The organism is Pseudomonas sp. PKS (assembly GCF_051913525.1).
GTDB classification, from domain to species: domain Bacteria; phylum Pseudomonadota; class Gammaproteobacteria; order Pseudomonadales; family Pseudomonadaceae; genus Aquipseudomonas; species Aquipseudomonas guariconensis_D.
This window is the reverse complement of the sequence record NZ_JBEGDO010000016.1, coordinates 44,302-60,003: the sequence shown is the minus strand read 5'-3', so window position 1 is coordinate 60,003 and position 15,702 is coordinate 44,302. Positions and strand designations below refer to the sequence as shown.

The 15,702-nt window shown below is 64.7% G+C and carries 15 protein-coding genes; 11 read left to right on the top strand and 4 right to left on the bottom strand.

Translation table 11 applies throughout. The features are described from left to right. Positions 1-5: 5 nt before the first annotated feature. Positions 6-782, top strand: a complete 777-nt coding sequence (gene tam, locus ABOA88_RS16760; protein WP_196167772.1) for a trans-aconitate 2-methyltransferase — start codon at positions 6-8, stop codon at positions 780-782. Here the strand turns inward: tam and ABOA88_RS16755 are convergent. Continuing rightward, positions 772-1,143, bottom strand: a complete 372-nt coding sequence (locus tag ABOA88_RS16755; protein WP_196167771.1) for a DUF2784 domain-containing protein — start codon at positions 1,141-1,143, stop codon at positions 772-774. The two genes, tam and ABOA88_RS16755, sit on opposite strands and share 11 nt — an antisense overlap. Before the next feature lie 127 nt (positions 1,144-1,270). Beyond that, positions 1,271-2,140, bottom strand: a complete 870-nt coding sequence (locus ABOA88_RS16750; RefSeq protein WP_367851839.1) for a LysR substrate-binding domain-containing protein — start codon at positions 2,138-2,140, stop codon at positions 1,271-1,273. Between the two features lie 264 nt (positions 2,141-2,404). On the opposite strand from ABOA88_RS16750, the gene ABOA88_RS16745 reads away from it, so the two are divergent. From ABOA88_RS16745 to ABOA88_RS16725, 5 genes are all read left to right on the top strand, one after another. Next, a complete protein-coding gene (locus tag ABOA88_RS16745) occupies positions 2,405-3,721 on the top strand; it encodes an MFS transporter (protein WP_196167769.1) in 1,317 nt (438 codons plus the stop codon). Positions 3,722-3,734: 13 nt separating this feature from the next. Continuing rightward, positions 3,735-5,126 (top strand): FAD-dependent oxidoreductase, encoded by a 1,392-nt coding sequence (locus tag ABOA88_RS16740; RefSeq protein ID WP_367851840.1) that lies wholly within the window; start codon positions 3,735-3,737, stop codon positions 5,124-5,126. Positions 5,127-5,252: 126 nt separating this feature from the next. After that, positions 5,253-5,963 carry a YebC/PmpR family DNA-binding transcriptional regulator gene (locus ABOA88_RS16735; RefSeq protein WP_043212740.1) on the top strand — a complete coding sequence of 237 codons (711 nt, stop codon included), beginning with the start codon at positions 5,253-5,255 and terminating at the stop codon, positions 5,961-5,963. An 85-nt stretch (positions 5,964-6,048) separates the two neighbouring features. Continuing rightward, positions 6,049-6,993: a LysR family transcriptional regulator gene (locus ABOA88_RS16730; RefSeq protein ID WP_196167767.1), complete on the top strand. Its 945-nt coding sequence runs from the start codon at positions 6,049-6,051 to the stop codon at positions 6,991-6,993. A gap of 87 nt (positions 6,994-7,080) precedes the next feature. Beyond that, positions 7,081-8,493 carry a DOPA decarboxylase gene (locus ABOA88_RS16725; RefSeq protein WP_367851841.1) on the top strand — a complete coding sequence of 471 codons (1,413 nt, stop codon included), beginning with the start codon at positions 7,081-7,083 and terminating at the stop codon, positions 8,491-8,493. Between the two features lie 182 nt (positions 8,494-8,675). Here ABOA88_RS16725 and ABOA88_RS16720 read toward each other — a convergent pair whose 3' ends face one another. Continuing rightward, the gene (locus tag ABOA88_RS16720; RefSeq protein ID WP_367851842.1) at positions 8,676-10,049 is read right to left on the bottom strand and encodes an MFS transporter; all 1,374 of its coding nucleotides are present in this window, start codon (positions 10,047-10,049) and stop codon (positions 8,676-8,678) included. 415 nt (positions 10,050-10,464) lie between these two features. Here ABOA88_RS16720 and quiC point away from each other — a divergent pair, with 415 nt between their 5' ends. Together quiC and ABOA88_RS16710 are read left to right on the top strand one after the other, a co-directional pair. Continuing rightward, entirely contained in the window at positions 10,465-12,372 is a 1,908-nt protein-coding gene (gene quiC / locus ABOA88_RS16715; protein WP_367851843.1) for a 3-dehydroshikimate dehydratase QuiC, read from the top strand. Between the two features lie 147 nt (positions 12,373-12,519). Then, complete coding sequence (locus ABOA88_RS16710; RefSeq protein ID WP_043213716.1) at positions 12,520-13,191, top strand: TetR/AcrR family transcriptional regulator; 672 nt, start codon at positions 12,520-12,522, stop codon at positions 13,189-13,191. Between the two features lie 36 nt (positions 13,192-13,227). On the opposite strand, the gene ABOA88_RS16705 is transcribed toward ABOA88_RS16710, so the two are convergent. Further along, positions 13,228-14,235, bottom strand: coding sequence for a GlxA family transcriptional regulator (locus ABOA88_RS16705; RefSeq protein ID WP_070091274.1), 1,008 nt, complete (start codon positions 14,233-14,235; stop codon positions 13,228-13,230). A gap of 127 nt (positions 14,236-14,362) precedes the next feature. On the opposite strand from ABOA88_RS16705, the gene ABOA88_RS16700 reads away from it, so the two are divergent. The 3 genes from ABOA88_RS16700 to ABOA88_RS16690 all read left to right on the top strand — a co-directional run bounded on the left by ABOA88_RS16700 (position 14,363) and on the right by ABOA88_RS16690 (position 15,697). Further along, entirely contained in the window at positions 14,363-14,830 is a 468-nt protein-coding gene (locus tag ABOA88_RS16700) for an FAD/FMN-containing dehydrogenase (protein WP_196167763.1), read from the top strand. 76 nt (positions 14,831-14,906) lie between these two features. Next, positions 14,907-15,119 carry a PLDc N-terminal domain-containing protein gene (locus tag ABOA88_RS16695; RefSeq protein WP_196167762.1) on the top strand — a complete coding sequence of 71 codons (213 nt, stop codon included), beginning with the start codon at positions 14,907-14,909 and terminating at the stop codon, positions 15,117-15,119. An 80-nt stretch (positions 15,120-15,199) separates the two neighbouring features. Continuing rightward, positions 15,200-15,697 carry a GNAT family N-acetyltransferase gene (locus ABOA88_RS16690; protein ID WP_367851844.1) on the top strand — a complete coding sequence of 166 codons (498 nt, stop codon included), beginning with the start codon at positions 15,200-15,202 and terminating at the stop codon, positions 15,695-15,697. The last annotated feature ends 5 nt before the right edge of the window (positions 15,698-15,702 follow it).

Here is a 15,702-nt window from a genome sequence, read left to right as displayed (position 1 = left end):
CCGTCATGGCCTGGTCCGCTACGCAGTATTCCCTGTTCGAAGACGAGCGCACCCGCGCCGTGCGTGACCTGCTGGCCGCGGTGCCGCCTCGGCCGGTACGCCATGCCACTGACCTGGGCTGCGGGCCGGGCAATTCCACCGAAGTGCTCCGCGGTCAGCATCCCGATGCGATGGTGGTGGCGCTGGACAGTGACCCGGACATGATCGACAAGGCGCGCCAGCGTCGCCGCCTGTGCGTGCCGCAGGTGCGTTGCGAAGTCGGCGATATCGCCGGCTGGTCGGCCCCAGAGCCCCAGGACCTGATTCTCGCCAATGCCTCGCTGCAATGGGTGCCCGACCATGGCACCCTCTATCCGCACCTGATTCGCCAGCTCACCGAGGGCGGTAGTCTGGCGGTGCAGACCCCCGACAACCTGGATGAGCCCGCCCATCGCCAGTTGCGCGAGATCGCCAGCCAAGGCCCCTGGGCCGACCTGTTCGCCGACTTCTCCCTGCCGCCCCGGCACAACGCGGCGTTCTACTACGACTTGCTCAGCCCGCTGTGCAGCCGCGTGGATGTGTGGCGCACCACCTACCATCATCCGCTGGTGGGCGGGGCAGAGGCTGTGGTCGAGTGGTTCAAGGGCTCAGCCTTGCGTCCCTACCTGGCGCGCCTGGACGCGCAGCAGCAAAGCGATTTTTTGCAGTTGTACCTGCAAGCGATGCAGCGCGACTACCCGCCATCGAGCGATGGCAAGGTGCTGTTGGCGTTTCCACGGTTGTTCGTGGTCGCTACCCGCTAGGGCGGCGCCAGCGCCAGATCACGTAGCTGTACACGCCGAGGTTGAGCAACAGCACGAACAACCCCAGCAGCGTCTGAATCTGCGGTGTCAACCCGGCGGGGTAGATCAGCGGCCAGAGATAGTGCTCGACGAAGCCACCCTGGTAGCCGGCCTGACCGGCCGCGGCGCGCATCCGGTTTTCCCAGCCGGTCAATGGGCAGGCCAGGTGCAGGCCCTCCACCGCCAGCCCCCAGGCCAGGGCGGGCAGGTGAATGAACAGGGCAGGGCGCCATTTGACGGTCAGCAAGCCGCCGAACAGCACCAGCAGGATGAACGCCAGGTGTACGAGGACCAAAACGTCGGCGGCGAGGCGGTACAGCATGCAGTGTGTCCATGCGCAACAACGGTGTCTTGAGCATATGTCATCGGGCGACGCTGACGGCTAAACGTCTGGTATTGCCTGTCCCGGCCTATTCGCGGGTTTACCCGTGAACAGGCCACCGCGATTGTCAGTGTTCGTCCTGCACCATCTGCAGGAAAGTCGCCACCACCCGCCGAGTGCGCTGCTCGCTCAGGCAGACCAGCGTCTCGGTCAGGTGCCGTTGGCAATCAAGGATCGGCAAGGCGCATACCCGTGCATCGGCACCGAATTCGGCCGCTGAGACCACGCCCACGCCTATCCCTACCACTACCGCCTCGCGAGCCGCCTCACGGCCCTCCACCTGGATCGCCGAGCGCATGCGCAGTCCGGCGCGCTGCATTTCTTCTTCGAGGGTCTGGCGGGTCACCGAGCCGGGCTCACGCAGCACCAGTGGCGTGTCGTCCAGGTCGGCCAGGTGGATCGCGCCGCGGCTGGCCCAAGGGTGGTTGTGGGAGACGAACGCGACCATCGGGTCGCGGCGCATGGGCACGCAGAACAACCGCTCGTCATCCACATCGCGGCCGAGCAGCGCAAGGTCGGCCTGGTAGCTGAACAGCCGGGCCAGGGATTCGTCGGTGTTGCCCGTTTCGATCTTCACCTGGATGCCCGGGTAGCGCTGGCAGAACCGGGCGATCTGCGGCAGCACGTGTACCGGGGCATCCACGGCCAGTACCAGGCTGCCGGTGTGCAGGGCGCGGGAGTCCTGCAGCAGTTCCACCGCCTCGGTCTCGCAGGCAAACAAGCGCTGGGTGATGCCCAGCAGACGCTCGCCCAGGTCGGTCAGTTGGACCGAGCGCTTGTTGCGGTGAAACAGCAACACGCCATAACGCTCCTCCAGTTTGCGGACCTGATCGGAAACCGCCGGCTGGGTCAGGAAGAGTTTTTCGGCGGCGCGGGTAAAGCTGCCGTGCAGGGCGACAGCGTGAAAGGCCTTCAGTTGAGCGTGGGAGACCGACATGACGCACTCCGTTACAAGCTGGGCTTATGTGTGAAATACGATAAATCGATTTTATTTATCAGTCACCAACTGGTTCCATGTCCGACAGTCCGACGGTGCTGCCGTAAGCAGTCACCGGGGACCATGGCATCCAGCCGGTCAGATCCGACCTCTGGTGCCATCTGACCAGTGACGGTCCTCCTCGTCATGCAGTGCGCAACACAACAACAAAACAGGCGTTTTTTCACATTCTGCCGGCACACTTGAGCAAGAGGTCAGAGTCAAATGAATCAATCCCTAGCGGCCATGAAGCGCTGGCGCGTCCAGATCTTCGCAATCACCTGGCTGGCATACGCCGCCTTCTACTTCACTCGCAAAGCCTTCTCGGTCGCCAAGCTTGGCATCGGCGAGGACCCGACGTTCATGCTCGACAAGGCCGCCATGGCCAACCTCGACGGTATCTACCTGGCCGCCTATGCCGTGGGCCAGTTCACTTGGGGCATGCTCGCCGACCGCTTCGGGCCGCGCGTGGTGGTGCTTGGCGGCTTGCTGATTTCCGCGGCTGCTGCCGTGGTGATGGGCAGCTATGCCACCTTCCCGATCTTTGCCACCTGCATGCTGATCCAAGGCCTGGCGCAGTCCACCGGCTGGGCGGGGTTGTGCAAGAACATCGGTAGTTTCTTCCCGGCTGTGCAGCGTGGGCGCGTCCTGGGCCTGTGGAGTTCCTGCTATGCCTTTGGCGGCCTGGTAGCCTCGCCGTTCGCCGGTTGGTGGGCCTACACCCTGATCGGCAGCTGGCACGCGGCGTTCTTCTCCAGCGCCGCGGTGGTGGCGGGCGTGGCCGTGCTGTTCTTCATCTTCCAGCGCAACAAGCCTGAGGATGTGGGGCTGCCAGCGGTGGAACCCGAGCCGCAGAGCATGGCCCCAGGCTCGAGCCTGGGCAGCGTGTGGGAACCTCTGAAGGAAATCCTGCGCAACCGTACCGTGCTGACCCTGGGCCTGGCTTACTTCATGCTCAAGCCTGCGCGCTACGCCATCTTGCTTTGGGGGCCGGTGATCGTCTTCGAACAGATGCCCTCGGTGGGCAAGGTCGGCGCGGCCATCATCCCGACGGCCTTCGAGCTGGCCGGCCTGTTGGGGCCGATCCTCATCGGCCTGGCCTCGGACAAGCTGTTCGGGGCACGCCGCATGCCGGCCTGTGTGATCAGCTTGGTGCTGCTGACGGTCGCCCTGGCGGCGTTCATGGGCGCCATGCACACCGGCAGCGTGGTGTTGGTGGTCGCCTTGCTGTTCGTGATGGGCCTGACCCTGTACGGGCCGGACTCGATGATCAGCGGCGCAGCCGCCATCGACTTCGGTACCGCCAAATCCGGCGCAACCGCTGCCGGTTTCGTCAACGGCTGCGGCTCGGTGGGCGCAGTGCTCGGTGGTCTGCTGCCAGGCTACTTCGACAGCGTCACGGTGTTCATCATCTTTGCCGGCACCGCGCTGTTCTCGGCCCTGGTCCTGCTGCCGCACTGGAACAGCCGCCCGGCCAGCGTTGCCGCGGCCAATGACGTGGCACCCAATACTGCAATGGCAATCAAGCCGGCGCGCACCTAAAGGAAAGCGACCCATGAGACCCTTCTGGCTGCAACAGGCCCTGGACACGGAAGACGAGGCGGTGTGCCCGACGCTGACCGGCGATGCACGTTGCGACGTGTGCATCGTCGGCGGTGGCTACACCGGATTGTGGACCGCGCTGATGCTCAAGGAGCAGGCGCCCGAACTGGATGTGATGCTGATCGAGGCGGACATCTGCGGTGCCGGGGCCAGCGGCCGGAACGGGGGATGTGCGTTGTCGTGGTCGGCCAAGTACTTCACCCTCGAACGCCTGTTCGGGGTGCAGGAGGCGGTGCGCCTGGTGCGCGAGTCGGAGCACAGTATCAGCGCCATCGGCGAGTTCTGCGCGGCCAACGGCATCCAGTGCGACTACCGCCTGGACGGCACCTTGTACACCGCGACCAACCAGGCCCAGGTCGGTGGCACCGACGCGGTGATCGCGGCCTTGGAGCAAAAAGGGATCAATTCGTTCCAGCGCCTGCCGTTGGAACAGGTACAACGCCTGGCGGGCTCGCAGCGTCATCTGGAGGGCTGGTACTCACCGGCTGCCGCCACGGTGCAGCCCGGCCGCCTGGTGCGTGGCCTGCGCCGGGTCGCGCTACAACGGGGCGTGCGGATCCACGAAGGCACCGCCATGACGGGGCTGGAGCATGGCACGCCGGCCCTGGTGCGCACGGCGCGCGGGACCATTCGTGCGGATCGCGTGGTGCTGGGCCTCAATGCCTGGATGGCGCGGGCCTTCCCGCAGTTCGAGCGCAGCGTGGCAATCGTCTCCAGCGACATGATCATCACCGAGCCCTGTCCAGAGCTGCTGCGCGAAATCGGCCTGGTCAGTGGCGTCAGCGTCCTGGACTCGCGGATTTTCGTCCACTACTACCACAACACCAGCGATGGCCGACTGATGCTGGGCAAGGGCGGCAACACATTCGCCTATGGCGGACGCATGCTGCCGGTGTTCGACCAGCCTTCGCCTTACCAGCCCCTGCTGCGTGAAAGCCTGGGCGATTTCTTCCCCGCGTTGGCCGACGTGCCTTTGGCGGCCAGCTGGAACGGGCCGTCGGATCGCTCGGTGACCGGCTTGCCGTTCTTTGGCCGGCTGGACGGGCAGGGCAACGTGTTCTACGGCTTTGGCTACTCGGGCAGTGGTGTCGGGCCGTGCCACATGGGTGGGCAGATTCTGTCCTCGCTGGCCTTGGGCCTGGACAACCCGTGGACACGCTCGCCGTTGGTCAAGGGGCCGCTCGGTTACTTCCCGCCGGAGCCGATCCGTTACCTGGGCTCGCTGATGGTGCGCAATGCCATTCGCCGCAAGGAACGCGCCGAGGATCGCGGCGTGCGGCCACGGCGCTTCGATGTGCGTCTGGCCAAGTTCGCGGCGGCGGCGGGCAAGGCCGACAAGGCTTGATGCCAGGGGAGCCGCTCTGCGGTTGCTGTGCGATTTCTTGTCGATCAAGCAGGCGAGGGCGTATAAACTGCTCCCACTTTTGGCCGGTCGCTTCCTGAACCGGCCGCTGAAACAAAGAGAGTCGACATGGGCGCACAGTGGAAAGCCAAGCATAAAGAAGCCGCAGCCAACGCCAAAGGCAAGATCATGGGCAAGCTGGCCAAGGAAATTCAGATCGCCGCCAAATCCGGCGCCGATCCGGACATGAACCCGCGCCTGCGCCTGGCGGTGGAACAGGCCAAGAAGGCTTCGATGACCCGTGAGACCCTGGAGCGCGCGATCCGCAAGGGCGCAGGCCTGGACGGCGATGCCGTGCAGTACCACGCGGTGACCTACGAAGGGTTCGCCCCGCACCAGGTGCCGCTGATCGTCGAGTGCCTGACCGACAACATCAACCGTACCGTCGCTGAAATCCGCGTCGCCTTCCGCAAGGGCCAGCTTGGCTCCAGCGGTTCGGTCGCCTGGGACTTCAACCACGTCGGCCTGATCGAAGCCACCCCCAACGGCGATGCCGACCCTGAGCTGGCCGCCATCGAGTCCGGCGCCCAGGACTTCGAGGAAGGCGAGGAAGAGGGCTCGACCCTGTTCATCACCGACACCACCGACCTGGATGCGGTCCAGAAGGCCCTGCCAGAGCACGGCTTCACCGTGACCTCGGCCAAGATCGGCTACACCCCGAAGAACCCTGTCAGCGCAGCCAGCCTGAGCGCAGAAGCCCTGGCCGAAGTCGAGGCGTTCCTGGAAGCGATCGACAACCACGATGACGTGCAGAACGTCTACGTCGGCCTGACCGACTGATCAGCGGGGCCCCCATCGCCTGACACATCGGCCTCCCGACGTGTCCGGCGACCGAGGGCACGGCCCTCGCCGGAGTCACCCATCGATGCACCCCACCTTCGCTTCCCTGAGCCTTGCTCACCTGCGTACCCTCGACTGCCTCCTGCAGTTGAAGAACCTCAGCCACGCCGCCGAACGCCTCGGCACCAGCCAGTCGGCCTTGAGCCGCCAACTGGCGCATCTGCGTGACGCCTTCGATGACCCGTTGCTGGTCCGCCAAGGACGCGGCTATGTGCTCAGCGAGCACGCCGAGTCGCTGGTCGAGCCGCTGCGCCAGGTGTTGGAGGAGCTGGCCGCCCTGCGCCAACCCGCCGCCTTCGACCCGGCGCGCTGTGAGCGGCGCTTCTGCCTTGCCGCCTCGGACTACGTGGCCGAACACATGTTGCCGCTGCTGGTCAGCGCCTTGGAGCGTGAGGCGCCGGGCGTATCCTTGGAGTACCGCACCTGGCAGGCCGGCCAGTACGCCTTGCTGGCCAGCGGCGAGATCGACCTGGCCACCACCTTGTTCGATGAGTCCCCGCCCAACCTGCACGGCCGGCTGCTGGGTGAAGACCGCGCGGTGTGCCTGATGCGCGACGATCACCCACTGACTGCTCAGCAGAGCTTGAGCCAGGAGGATTACCTGGCCTTCAAGCATGTGCGCATTTCCGGCGGTGGCGACAAGGACAGCTTCATCGACCGTCATTTGCGTGCCCAAGGGTTGCAACGACGGATCAGCCTGGAGGTGCCGTTTTTCTCTGCCACGGTGCAGGTGATCGGTAATGGCCAGGCGCTGGCGACCGTGCCCGAGCACATCGCCCGCCAGCTGTGTCGTCTGCATCGTCTGGCCTGGCGTCCCCTGGGATTCATTGAGCATACCCAGCGCTATTGGGTGGTCTGGCACCAGCGTCTGCAGGCCTCGGCTGAGCACCGCTGGTTGCGCAACCGGGTCTTCGAGCTGTGGCGGCAGTCGCAGTTCGGCGTGCAGGGCGGGCATGCGTCTTCGCCATAGCAACTATGCGCGAAACGGGGTTCTTCGCAGCGCTTCGTGCACCTAGACTCTGTCGTTCATAGCGTCAGCAGCCCAAGGAGATTGCGCGTGAACCCGGAAGACTTTCGCCAGTACGGCCACCAATTGATCGACCTGATCGCCGACTACCGCCAAAGCGTCGCCGAGCGACCCGTCATGGCCCAGGTCGAGCCTGGCTACCTCAAGGCCGCCTTGCCCACCGTGGCGCCACAACAAGGTGAACCGTTCGAAGCGATCCTCGCCGATGTCGACAAGCTGCTGATGCCGGGCCTGTCCCACTGGCAACACCCCAATTTCTACGGCTACTTCCCCTCCAACGGCACCTTGTCGTCGGTGCTGGGCGATTTTCTCAGCACCGGGCTGGGCGTGCTGGGGCTGTCCTGGCAATCGAGCCCGGCCCTGAGCGAACTGGAGGAAACCACCCTGGACTGGCTGCGCCAGCTGCTCGGGCTGTCAGCGCAGTGGAGCGGGGTAATCCAAGACACCGCCTCGACCAGCACTCTGGTGGCATTGATTTGCGCCCGCGAGCGTGCCACCGACTACGCCCTGGTGCGCGGCGGCTTGCAGGCCCAGGCCAAACCGTTGGTGGTGTATGTCAGCGCCCACGCCCACAGCTCGGTGGACAAGGCCGCGCTGCTGGCTGGCTTTGGCCGCGAGAACATCCGACTGATCCCCACCGACGAACGCTTTGCCATGCGTCCCGAGGCGCTGCAGGCCGCCATCGAGCAAGACCTGGCGGCCGGCAACCAGCCATGCGCGGTGGTCGCCACCACTGGCACCACGGCCACCACGGCCCTCGACCCGCTGGCGGCGATCGGCGCCATCACCCAGACGCACAAACTGTGGCTGCACGTCGACTCGGCCATGGCTGGTTCGGCGATGATCCTGCCCGAGTGCCGCTGGATGTGGGACGGCATCGAGCTGGCCGACTCGGTGGTGGTCAATGCCCACAAGTGGTTGGGTGTGGCGTTCGACTGTTCGATCTACTACGTGCGTGATCCGCAACACCTGATCCGGGTGATGAGCACCAACCCCAGCTACCTGCAATCGGCGGTCGATGGCGAGGTCAAGAACCTGCGCGACTGGGGTATCCCCCTGGGCCGGCGTTTCCGCGCACTGAAACTGTGGTTCATGCTGCGCAGCGAAGGCGTCGAGGCCCTGCAGCAGCGCCTGCGCCGTGACCTGGACAACGCCCGCTGGCTGGCCGAGCAGATTGAGGCCGCGCCGCAGTGGCAGTTGTTGGCGCCGGTGCAGTTGCAGACGTTGTGCATTCGTCACTGTCCGGCGGGGCTGGAGGGGGAGGCGTTGGATGCCCATACCCGGGCATGGGCGGATCGGCTCAATGGCTCCGGCGATGCCTATGTGACCCCGGCAACCCTGGAGGGGCGCTGGATGGTGCGGGTGTCGGTGGGGGCGCTGCCGACCGAGCGGGCGCATGTGGAGCAGTTGTGGGCGAGGCTTCAAGCCGTCGTCAACGGCTGACGGTGGTTAGCATTGGGCGCTGTGGGGCACGGTTCTCGTCGCCCCTTTTTCAGGTAAACCCGCTCCCACAGGGTTGGCGGTGACCCTTGTGGGAGCGGGTTTATCGAGGCGTCGAACCGCCGTGAACAGCCAGCGCGTCGTCTGTTGCGCGGCTCAAGCCGCTTCCACAGGACGTGTGTGTTTCAGCGGCTCACCGCCTGAAAGCTGCTTTTGCGGGTGGCTTCATAGGCGTCTTTCCCCATGGGCCTGGCCTGGGGGTTGCCCAGGTCTTCCATGGCCAGACGGTGGGTTTCCGGCGCGATGTAGGCGGCGAGGGCGCACAGGCAGGTGATGAAGAACGCCAGGCTACCGACCACCAGCGGAATGTTGTCCGAGCCGGGCGGGGCGACGGTGGCGAACAGCGCGGGCAACATGGCGGTGAGCATGGTGCCGATGTTTTGCGCAATGGCCATGGCCGAGACGCGATAGCGGGTCTGGAACAGCTCCGGGTAGAAGCTTGGGAATACCGCGTTGTACCCCTGGTAGACCATGCCCCACATCAGGATCGACACGCCAAAGGCCAGCGGCACGTTCTGGATGCTGATCGCATAGAGATAGACGAAGGCCAGCAGGCCCGAGCCCAGGCAGCCGGCGATCATGGTCGGGCGGCGGCCGATCTTGTCCGAAAGGTTGCCGACGAACGGGATCACCAGCACCGCGACGATATTGCCCACCACCGGGATCCACAGGTACACGCTCTTGTCGAAGCCGATGCCATAGGCCGGTTGCACCGCGTAGGCCGCACCGAAGATGGTTGCCACCACCGGAATCACATTCATCAGCGCCATGAAGGCCACCAGCACCATGCACTTCCAGCTGTGTCGGAAGGCTTCGCTGATCGGCGACTTGGCGACTTTGTCCTGCTTTTCTTCCTGCACGAAGGCCGGGGTCTCGTGGACTTCCTTGCGGATGACATAGCCGGCCACCAGCACCAGCGCGCTCATCAGGAATGGAATACGCCAGCCCCATTCATTGAAGGCCTCGCTGGGCATGAAATAAGCCAGCGGCAGGAACACCGCTGCCGCCATCACCTGGCCGGCCTGCACGCCTTGCAGGGTGTAGCTGGCGTAGTAGCCACGCCGCCCGAACGGGGCGTGTTCCATGATCATCGAACTGGCGCCGGAGATCTCCCCGGCCACCGCGAAGCCTTGGACCAGGCGTAGCACCACCAAAAGTGCCGGGGCCAGCAGGCCGATGTCGTGATAGGTCGGCAGCAGGCCGACGGCCATGGTCGACAGCCCCATCAGGAACATGCACAGCAACAGGACGTTCTTGCGACCGCGGGTATCGCCCCAGTGGCCGAGTACGAAGGCGCCCAGCGGGCGGGCCAGGTAGCCGACCCCGTAGGTCGCCAGCGAGGCGATGATGGCCATTTTCGGGTCGGTGGAGGGGAAGAAGATCTGCGGGAAGATCAGCGCCGCAGCCTGGGCATAGATGAAGAAGTCGTAGTACTCGAGTGCCGAGCCGATCCACCCGCTGGCGGTCGCTTTCTTGGCTTGGGAGTTGGAGTGGGCCATCGTTTTCTCCGGTGTTCTTGTAGGTCAGCGGGAGGCTGTTCAGGAGTGATCAGTCGATGACTGATGCCGATGGGACGAACAAGCAGGTGCGGGTCGCAGGGCGAGGGAAGTGTGCATAGGTCGGTACCCGGTTATTGAATTTATTATGCCGTGACGCTGGGCCTGTCAGCACGACACCCGCTGAACGTGGGGGCAGGGGCCGTTGCTGGGGATTCATGGTTGTCCAGGGGCAGACCTGAATCAATTCGCCAAAACCGCTTTTGTTCGGTAATCGAACCAAAACTAACTGTTTCGTACAAAACGCATTGCGAGGCTGACTTTACCTGCGAATAATCGATCGTGCCAGGCTCCCAGGGGCCTGTGACCGTCAGCCCGCGCAACCTTCGGGTGCGCGCCAATAACAAGGAACTCCCCCATGCAGCGTTCGATTGCCACCGTGTCCTTGAGCGGTACATTGCCGGAAAAGCTCGAAGCCATTGCCGCTGCCGGCTTCGACGGCGTCGAGATCTTCGAGAACGATCTTCTGTATTACGCCGGCAGCCCCCGTGAAGTCCGTCAGCTGTGCCGCGATCTGGGTCTGGCGATCACGCTGTTCCAGCCGTTTCGCGACTTCGAGGGCTGCCGACGCGAGCGTCTGCAGAAAAACCTCGACCGCGCCGAGCGCAAGTTCGACCTGATGCAGGAACTGGGCACCGACCTGGTGCTGGTGTGCAGCAACGTCCAGGCCGATGCCCTGGGCGATGAACAACTGCTGGTGGACGATCTGCGTCTGCTCGCCGAGCGCGCCGGCCAGCGCGGCCTGCGCATTGGCTACGAAGCGTTGGCGTGGGGGCGTCACGTCAACACCTACCAGCAGGTATGGAACCTGGTGCGCCAGGCCGATCATCCGGCCCTGGGGGTGATACTCGACAGCTTCCACACCCTGTCGCTCAAGGGCGATCCGAGTGGCATCCACGAAATCCCTGGCGAGAAGATCTTCTTCGTGCAGATGGCCGATGCCCCGATCCTGGCCATGGATGTGCTGGAGTGGAGCCGGCATTTTCGCTGCTTCCCTGGCCAGGGTGAGATGGACCTGGCGGGTTTTCTCGCACCGATTCTGGCCACGGGGTACCGCGGCCCACTGTCGCTGGAAATTTTCAACGACGGTTTCCGCGCAGCCCCGCCCCGGCAGAACGCCGCCGATGGCCTGCGCTCGCTGCTCTACCTGGAGGAGCAGACCCGCGTGCGGCTCGCCCAGCAAGCCCGCGCCGTGGAGCCGGGTGTGTTGTTCGACCCGCCGGCGGCCAGCGGCTACGAGGGCGTTGAGTTTCTCGAGTTCGCGGTGGACGAGGCCATCGGGGCGCAGTTGGGCGCGTGGCTCAAGCGCCTGGGCTTTGCCGAAAGCGGACAGCACCGCAGCAAGGACGTGCGCCTGCTGCGCCAGGGCGATATCAATATCGTGCTCAATGCCGAACCCTATTCCTTCGGCCACAACTTCTTCGAGGCCCATGGCCCATCGCTGTGTGCTACGGCGCTGCGCGTCACCGACGGCCAGGCTGCCCTGGGGCGGGCGACTGCTTATCGAGGGCAACCGTTCCGTGGATTGGTCGGTCCCAACGAGCGGGAGATCCCCGCTGTGCGCGCCCCCGACGGCAGCCTGATCTATCTGGTGGAGCAGGCGGGCAAGGGCCAGACGATCTATGACAGCGATTTTCGCCTCGACCCGCAGGCCATCCCCAGTGGCGGTCTGCAGCGCATCGACCACATGGCCCTGGCGCTGCCGGCCGAGTCGCTGGACAGCTGGGTGCTGTTCTACAAGAGCTTGTTCGATTTTGCCGCCGACGACGAAGTGGTGTTGCCCGACCCCTATGGCCTGGTCAAGAGCCGCGCCTTGCGTAGCGCCTGCGCGACGCTTCGGCTGCCGCTGAACATCTCGGAGAACCGTAACACTGCCATCGCCCACGCGCTTTCCAGCTACCGTGGCTCGGGCGTGCACCACATCGCCTTCGCCTGCGAGGACATCTTTGCCGAAGTGGCCCGGGCCAAGGAAGCCGGCGTGCCGCTGCTGGAAATCCCGCTGAACTACTATGACGACCTGGCGGCGCGCTTCGACTTCGACGACGAGTTCTTGAGCGAACTGGCGTACTACAACGTGCTCTATGATCGCGATACCCAGGGCGGGGAGCTGTTCCACGTATACACCGAGCCGTTCGAGGGGCGGTTCTTCTTCGAGATCCTGCAGCGCAAGGGAGATTACGCAGGGTACGGCGCGGCCAACGTGGCGGTGCGCCTGGCGGCGCTGGCCAAGGCGCGCAGCGGGGCAGGGCGCAAGCCGGTCCTGTGACGACTCGGGTTTGCGGTGTTTCGACCAGGGCCCACCAAACCAGGTAGGGCCCACCAAACCTGACTACCCGACCAACACCGCGCTTCCCTGCATCGTCCCGCTCGCGGATAATCCCACCCCATTGAAAACAACAGCCTGCGAGTGGGTATGAGTGATTCGGTAGTCAATCTCGGCCAGCCTGAGATCGAAGGGCCGCGCAAGTCGCGCAAGAACAACCCCGAAAAAACCCGCGAGGACATCCTCCAGGCCGCCATTCACGAGTTCGTCCAGCAGGGGCTGGCCGGGGCGCGGGTCGATGCCATCGCCGAGCGCACCGCCACCTCCAAGCGCATGATCTACTACTACTTCGGCAGCAAGGAGCAGCTGTACGTCGAGTGCCTGGTCAAACTCTACGGCGACATCCGCAAGACCGAGCACAGCCTGGACCTGGAGTCGCTGCCGGCCGTGCAAGCCATCGAGCGGCTGGTGGAGTTCACCTTCGACCACCACGACCATAACGTGGATTTCGTGCGCATCGTCTGCACCGAGAACATCCACTACGGCGAGTACGTCAAGCAATCGCCGGTGATCCGCGAGATGAGCAGCCTGGTGCTTGAGGCGTTGGGCCGCACCTTGCGCCGGGGCGTGGAGGAGGGCGTGTTCCGCGCCGGTATCGAGGTGATCGACCTGCACATGCTGATGAGCTCGTTCTGTTTCTACCGGGTATCCAACCGCCACACCTTCAGCGAGATCTTCCAGATCGATCTCTCCGACGAGCAGATCAAGCAGCGCCACAAGCAGATGATCTGTGACGCGGTGCTGCGTTACATCCGCGCTTGATTCACGCGTTCGGGGCTGCAAAGCAGCCCCAGAAACTCATTCGCCCAGCCGTTGCTCGCGCGAGGGTGGGTACCCGAAGTACGCCGCATAGCACTTGCTGAAGTGCGACACCGAGACAAAGCCGCAGGCCACCGCCACTTCCATCACTGACAGGTCGGAATACTGCAGCAGGCGGCGGCTCTTGGTGATGCGCAGTTCCATGTAGTAGCGCCGTGGCGAGGTGCCGAGCTGCGCCTGGAACAGGCGGTCGATCTGGCGCCGCGAGCGTCCGCTGTAGGCGGCCAACTGGTCGAGGCTCAGGGTTTCCTCGAGGTTGTTCTCCATCAGTTCGACGATGGTGCGCAGATGCAGGCTCATGGACTTCTTCGCCCCCGGCCCGACCTGGCGATAGCGGGCACCGGAGAACGAGAGAATCTCCTCGACCCCTTCGGCCAGCGCATCGCCATACAGGCGTCGGACCAGGCCGAGCATCAACTCCATCGCGCCGTTGGGGCTGGCGGCGGTCAGGCGGTCGCGGTCGAGGGTGAAGCTGGCCGGTGTCAGGCGGGTCTGCGGGCTGCGCTCGGCAAGGCTGGCGCGCTGCTCTGGATGGATGCTGCAGCCGTAGTCGTCGAGTACGCCAGCGCGACCGAGGAACCACGCGCCGTTCCACAGCCCCCCCAGCGCCATGCCGTGCGCCGCGCAGTCACTGAGCATGCGGTCGAGTTCGGGGTACTTGAGCGGCGTGCGCAGGCCACCGCAGATCACCAGCAGGTCCAGCTCCTTGAGGCTGGCGGCGTTCAGCTCGCTGGCCACCAGCTCCAGGCCCAGGTCGCTCAGCACCCGGTCACCCTTGGGCGAGAGCGGCGTGAAACGGAAGCTGTCGGCGCGCAGCAGGTTGGCCGTCACCAGCACGTCCATCGCCACGGTGAAGCTGGCCATGGAGAAGTGTTCGAGCAGGACGAAGTCGACCCGATAGGGCATCTGCCCGTTACCGGCAGCGGACTTGAGCCTCAGCATGTTGCTGGTGCTGGTTTTCTGGCTGAACTGGCGTGGCGTGGACACTGCTGACTCCGCTTCCTGGCTGGCCGGGTGAGTGTGCTGGGAGTCTGCGGGAAAGACAACCAGAGCACGCATGGCGAGCGCAGGGCCACTGGGCTATGCTGAGCCACCGCCTTTAGGAACACCCCCGATGAAATTCGCCGCCGCATTGCTGCTGACCCTGCTCCCGCTGCTGGCCCAGGCGCTGGAACCGGGCGACACGCTCGCGCCCTGGACGCTGCTCGATCAATACGACCAGCCCTACAGCCTCGATACCGACACCCGCATCCTGCTGGTGGCGCGCGACATGGACGGCGCGAAGCTGCTCAAGGCCGCCTTGGCCGATCAGCCCAAGGGGTATCTGCAAGCGCGTCATGCGGTGTTCCTCGCCGACATCCAGCGCATGCCAGCGATCATCGGCAAGCTGTTCGCCATTCCGGCCATGCGGGATTACAACTACCGCGTGGTGCTCGACCGCGAGGGGCGGGTGGCCAGCCGCTATGGTGCCGGGGATGGCCAGGTGCTCTGGCTGCAACTGGATCACCGGGTGCTCGCCGGGCAGCAGGTGTACACCGATGCCGCGGCGCTCAAGGCGGCCCTGGAGCGCGCCACGCCCTGAGCCAGCCTGACGGATCCGACTGAACCCTTGCGCCTGAGCGTCGCCCAACGCAGTACATGCTTACGGGAGAACGCTCATGGAAATCGGAACGATCTGGATCATTGTCGCGGCCATTCTCATCCTGCTGGAGATCGTCGCCATCTGGCACATCATCGGCAGCGACCGGCGTGCCGAACGCAAGATGCTATGGATCGTCTTCGTGGTGTATGTGCCCCTGCCAGGGCTGATCTTCTGGGCCTGGAAAGGGCCGCGAGCGGTCAAGGGCAGGGCGGTGCTGGAGGAACGATGATGCCCAGGACCGCTTCGCCTCATCGCAACGCGCCCCGCGAACTTCGCTAGAATCCCACCTCTTTTTCGCCGAGCCACACCATGCACGCCCCCCTCGAACTGCTCCAGACCACCGCCGACCAGGCCGAGCTGATCCGCAATCTCTACCAGTTCTACGCCTACGAGTCCTCCGACTGGGAAGCTGAAGACGTCGAGGTGGACGGGCGCTTCTATATTCATGAAGAACACCTGGTCCGTTATTGGCAATCACCCGGCTGGAGTGCCAGCGTGATCCTGGTCGATGGCTTCATCGCAGGCTTTGTGCTGATCGAGTGCAGTGAGCTGCCGGGGCTTGCGGCCACCGAACTCGCCGACCTGTTCATTCTCAAGCGCTATCGCCGCCAGGGCATCGGAAAGGCCATTGCCCAGCAACTGCTATGCAGCGGTACAGGAGACTGGCTGCTGCGCTGCTACGCCCAAGACCCGCCTGCGGTGGCGTTCTGTCGCGCTGTGCTGGCGGACTTGCCCCGTGCCTGGCGGGCAATTGCGCTGGACGATGAGCCGACGCTGCTCAACTTTCTGGTCTCGCCCGTCCACTGAGCTAC

Coding starts and splice junctions, on each gene's coding strand:
- tam (WP_196167772.1), top strand. CDS start 6: ATGGCCTGGTCCGCTACGCAGTATTCCCTGTTCGAAGACGAGCGCACC.
- ABOA88_RS16755 (WP_196167771.1), bottom strand. CDS start 1,143: ATGCTGTACCGCCTCGCCGCCGACGTTTTGGTCCTCGTACACCTGGCG.
- ABOA88_RS16750 (WP_367851839.1), bottom strand. CDS start 2,140: ATGTCGGTCTCCCACGCTCAACTGAAGGCCTTTCACGCTGTCGCCCTG.
- ABOA88_RS16745 (WP_196167769.1), top strand. CDS start 2,405: ATGAATCAATCCCTAGCGGCCATGAAGCGCTGGCGCGTCCAGATCTTC.
- ABOA88_RS16740 (WP_367851840.1), top strand. CDS start 3,735: ATGAGACCCTTCTGGCTGCAACAGGCCCTGGACACGGAAGACGAGGCG.
- ABOA88_RS16735 (WP_043212740.1), top strand. CDS start 5,253: ATGGGCGCACAGTGGAAAGCCAAGCATAAAGAAGCCGCAGCCAACGCC.
- ABOA88_RS16730 (WP_196167767.1), top strand. CDS start 6,049: ATGCACCCCACCTTCGCTTCCCTGAGCCTTGCTCACCTGCGTACCCTC.
- ABOA88_RS16720 (WP_367851842.1), bottom strand. CDS start 10,049: ATGGCCCACTCCAACTCCCAAGCCAAGAAAGCGACCGCCAGCGGGTGG.
- quiC (WP_367851843.1), top strand. CDS start 10,465: ATGCAGCGTTCGATTGCCACCGTGTCCTTGAGCGGTACATTGCCGGAA.
- ABOA88_RS16710 (WP_043213716.1), top strand. CDS start 12,520: ATGAGTGATTCGGTAGTCAATCTCGGCCAGCCTGAGATCGAAGGGCCG.
- ABOA88_RS16700 (WP_196167763.1), top strand. CDS start 14,363: ATGAAATTCGCCGCCGCATTGCTGCTGACCCTGCTCCCGCTGCTGGCC.
- ABOA88_RS16695 (WP_196167762.1), top strand. CDS start 14,907: ATGGAAATCGGAACGATCTGGATCATTGTCGCGGCCATTCTCATCCTG.
- ABOA88_RS16690 (WP_367851844.1), top strand. CDS start 15,200: ATGCACGCCCCCCTCGAACTGCTCCAGACCACCGCCGACCAGGCCGAG.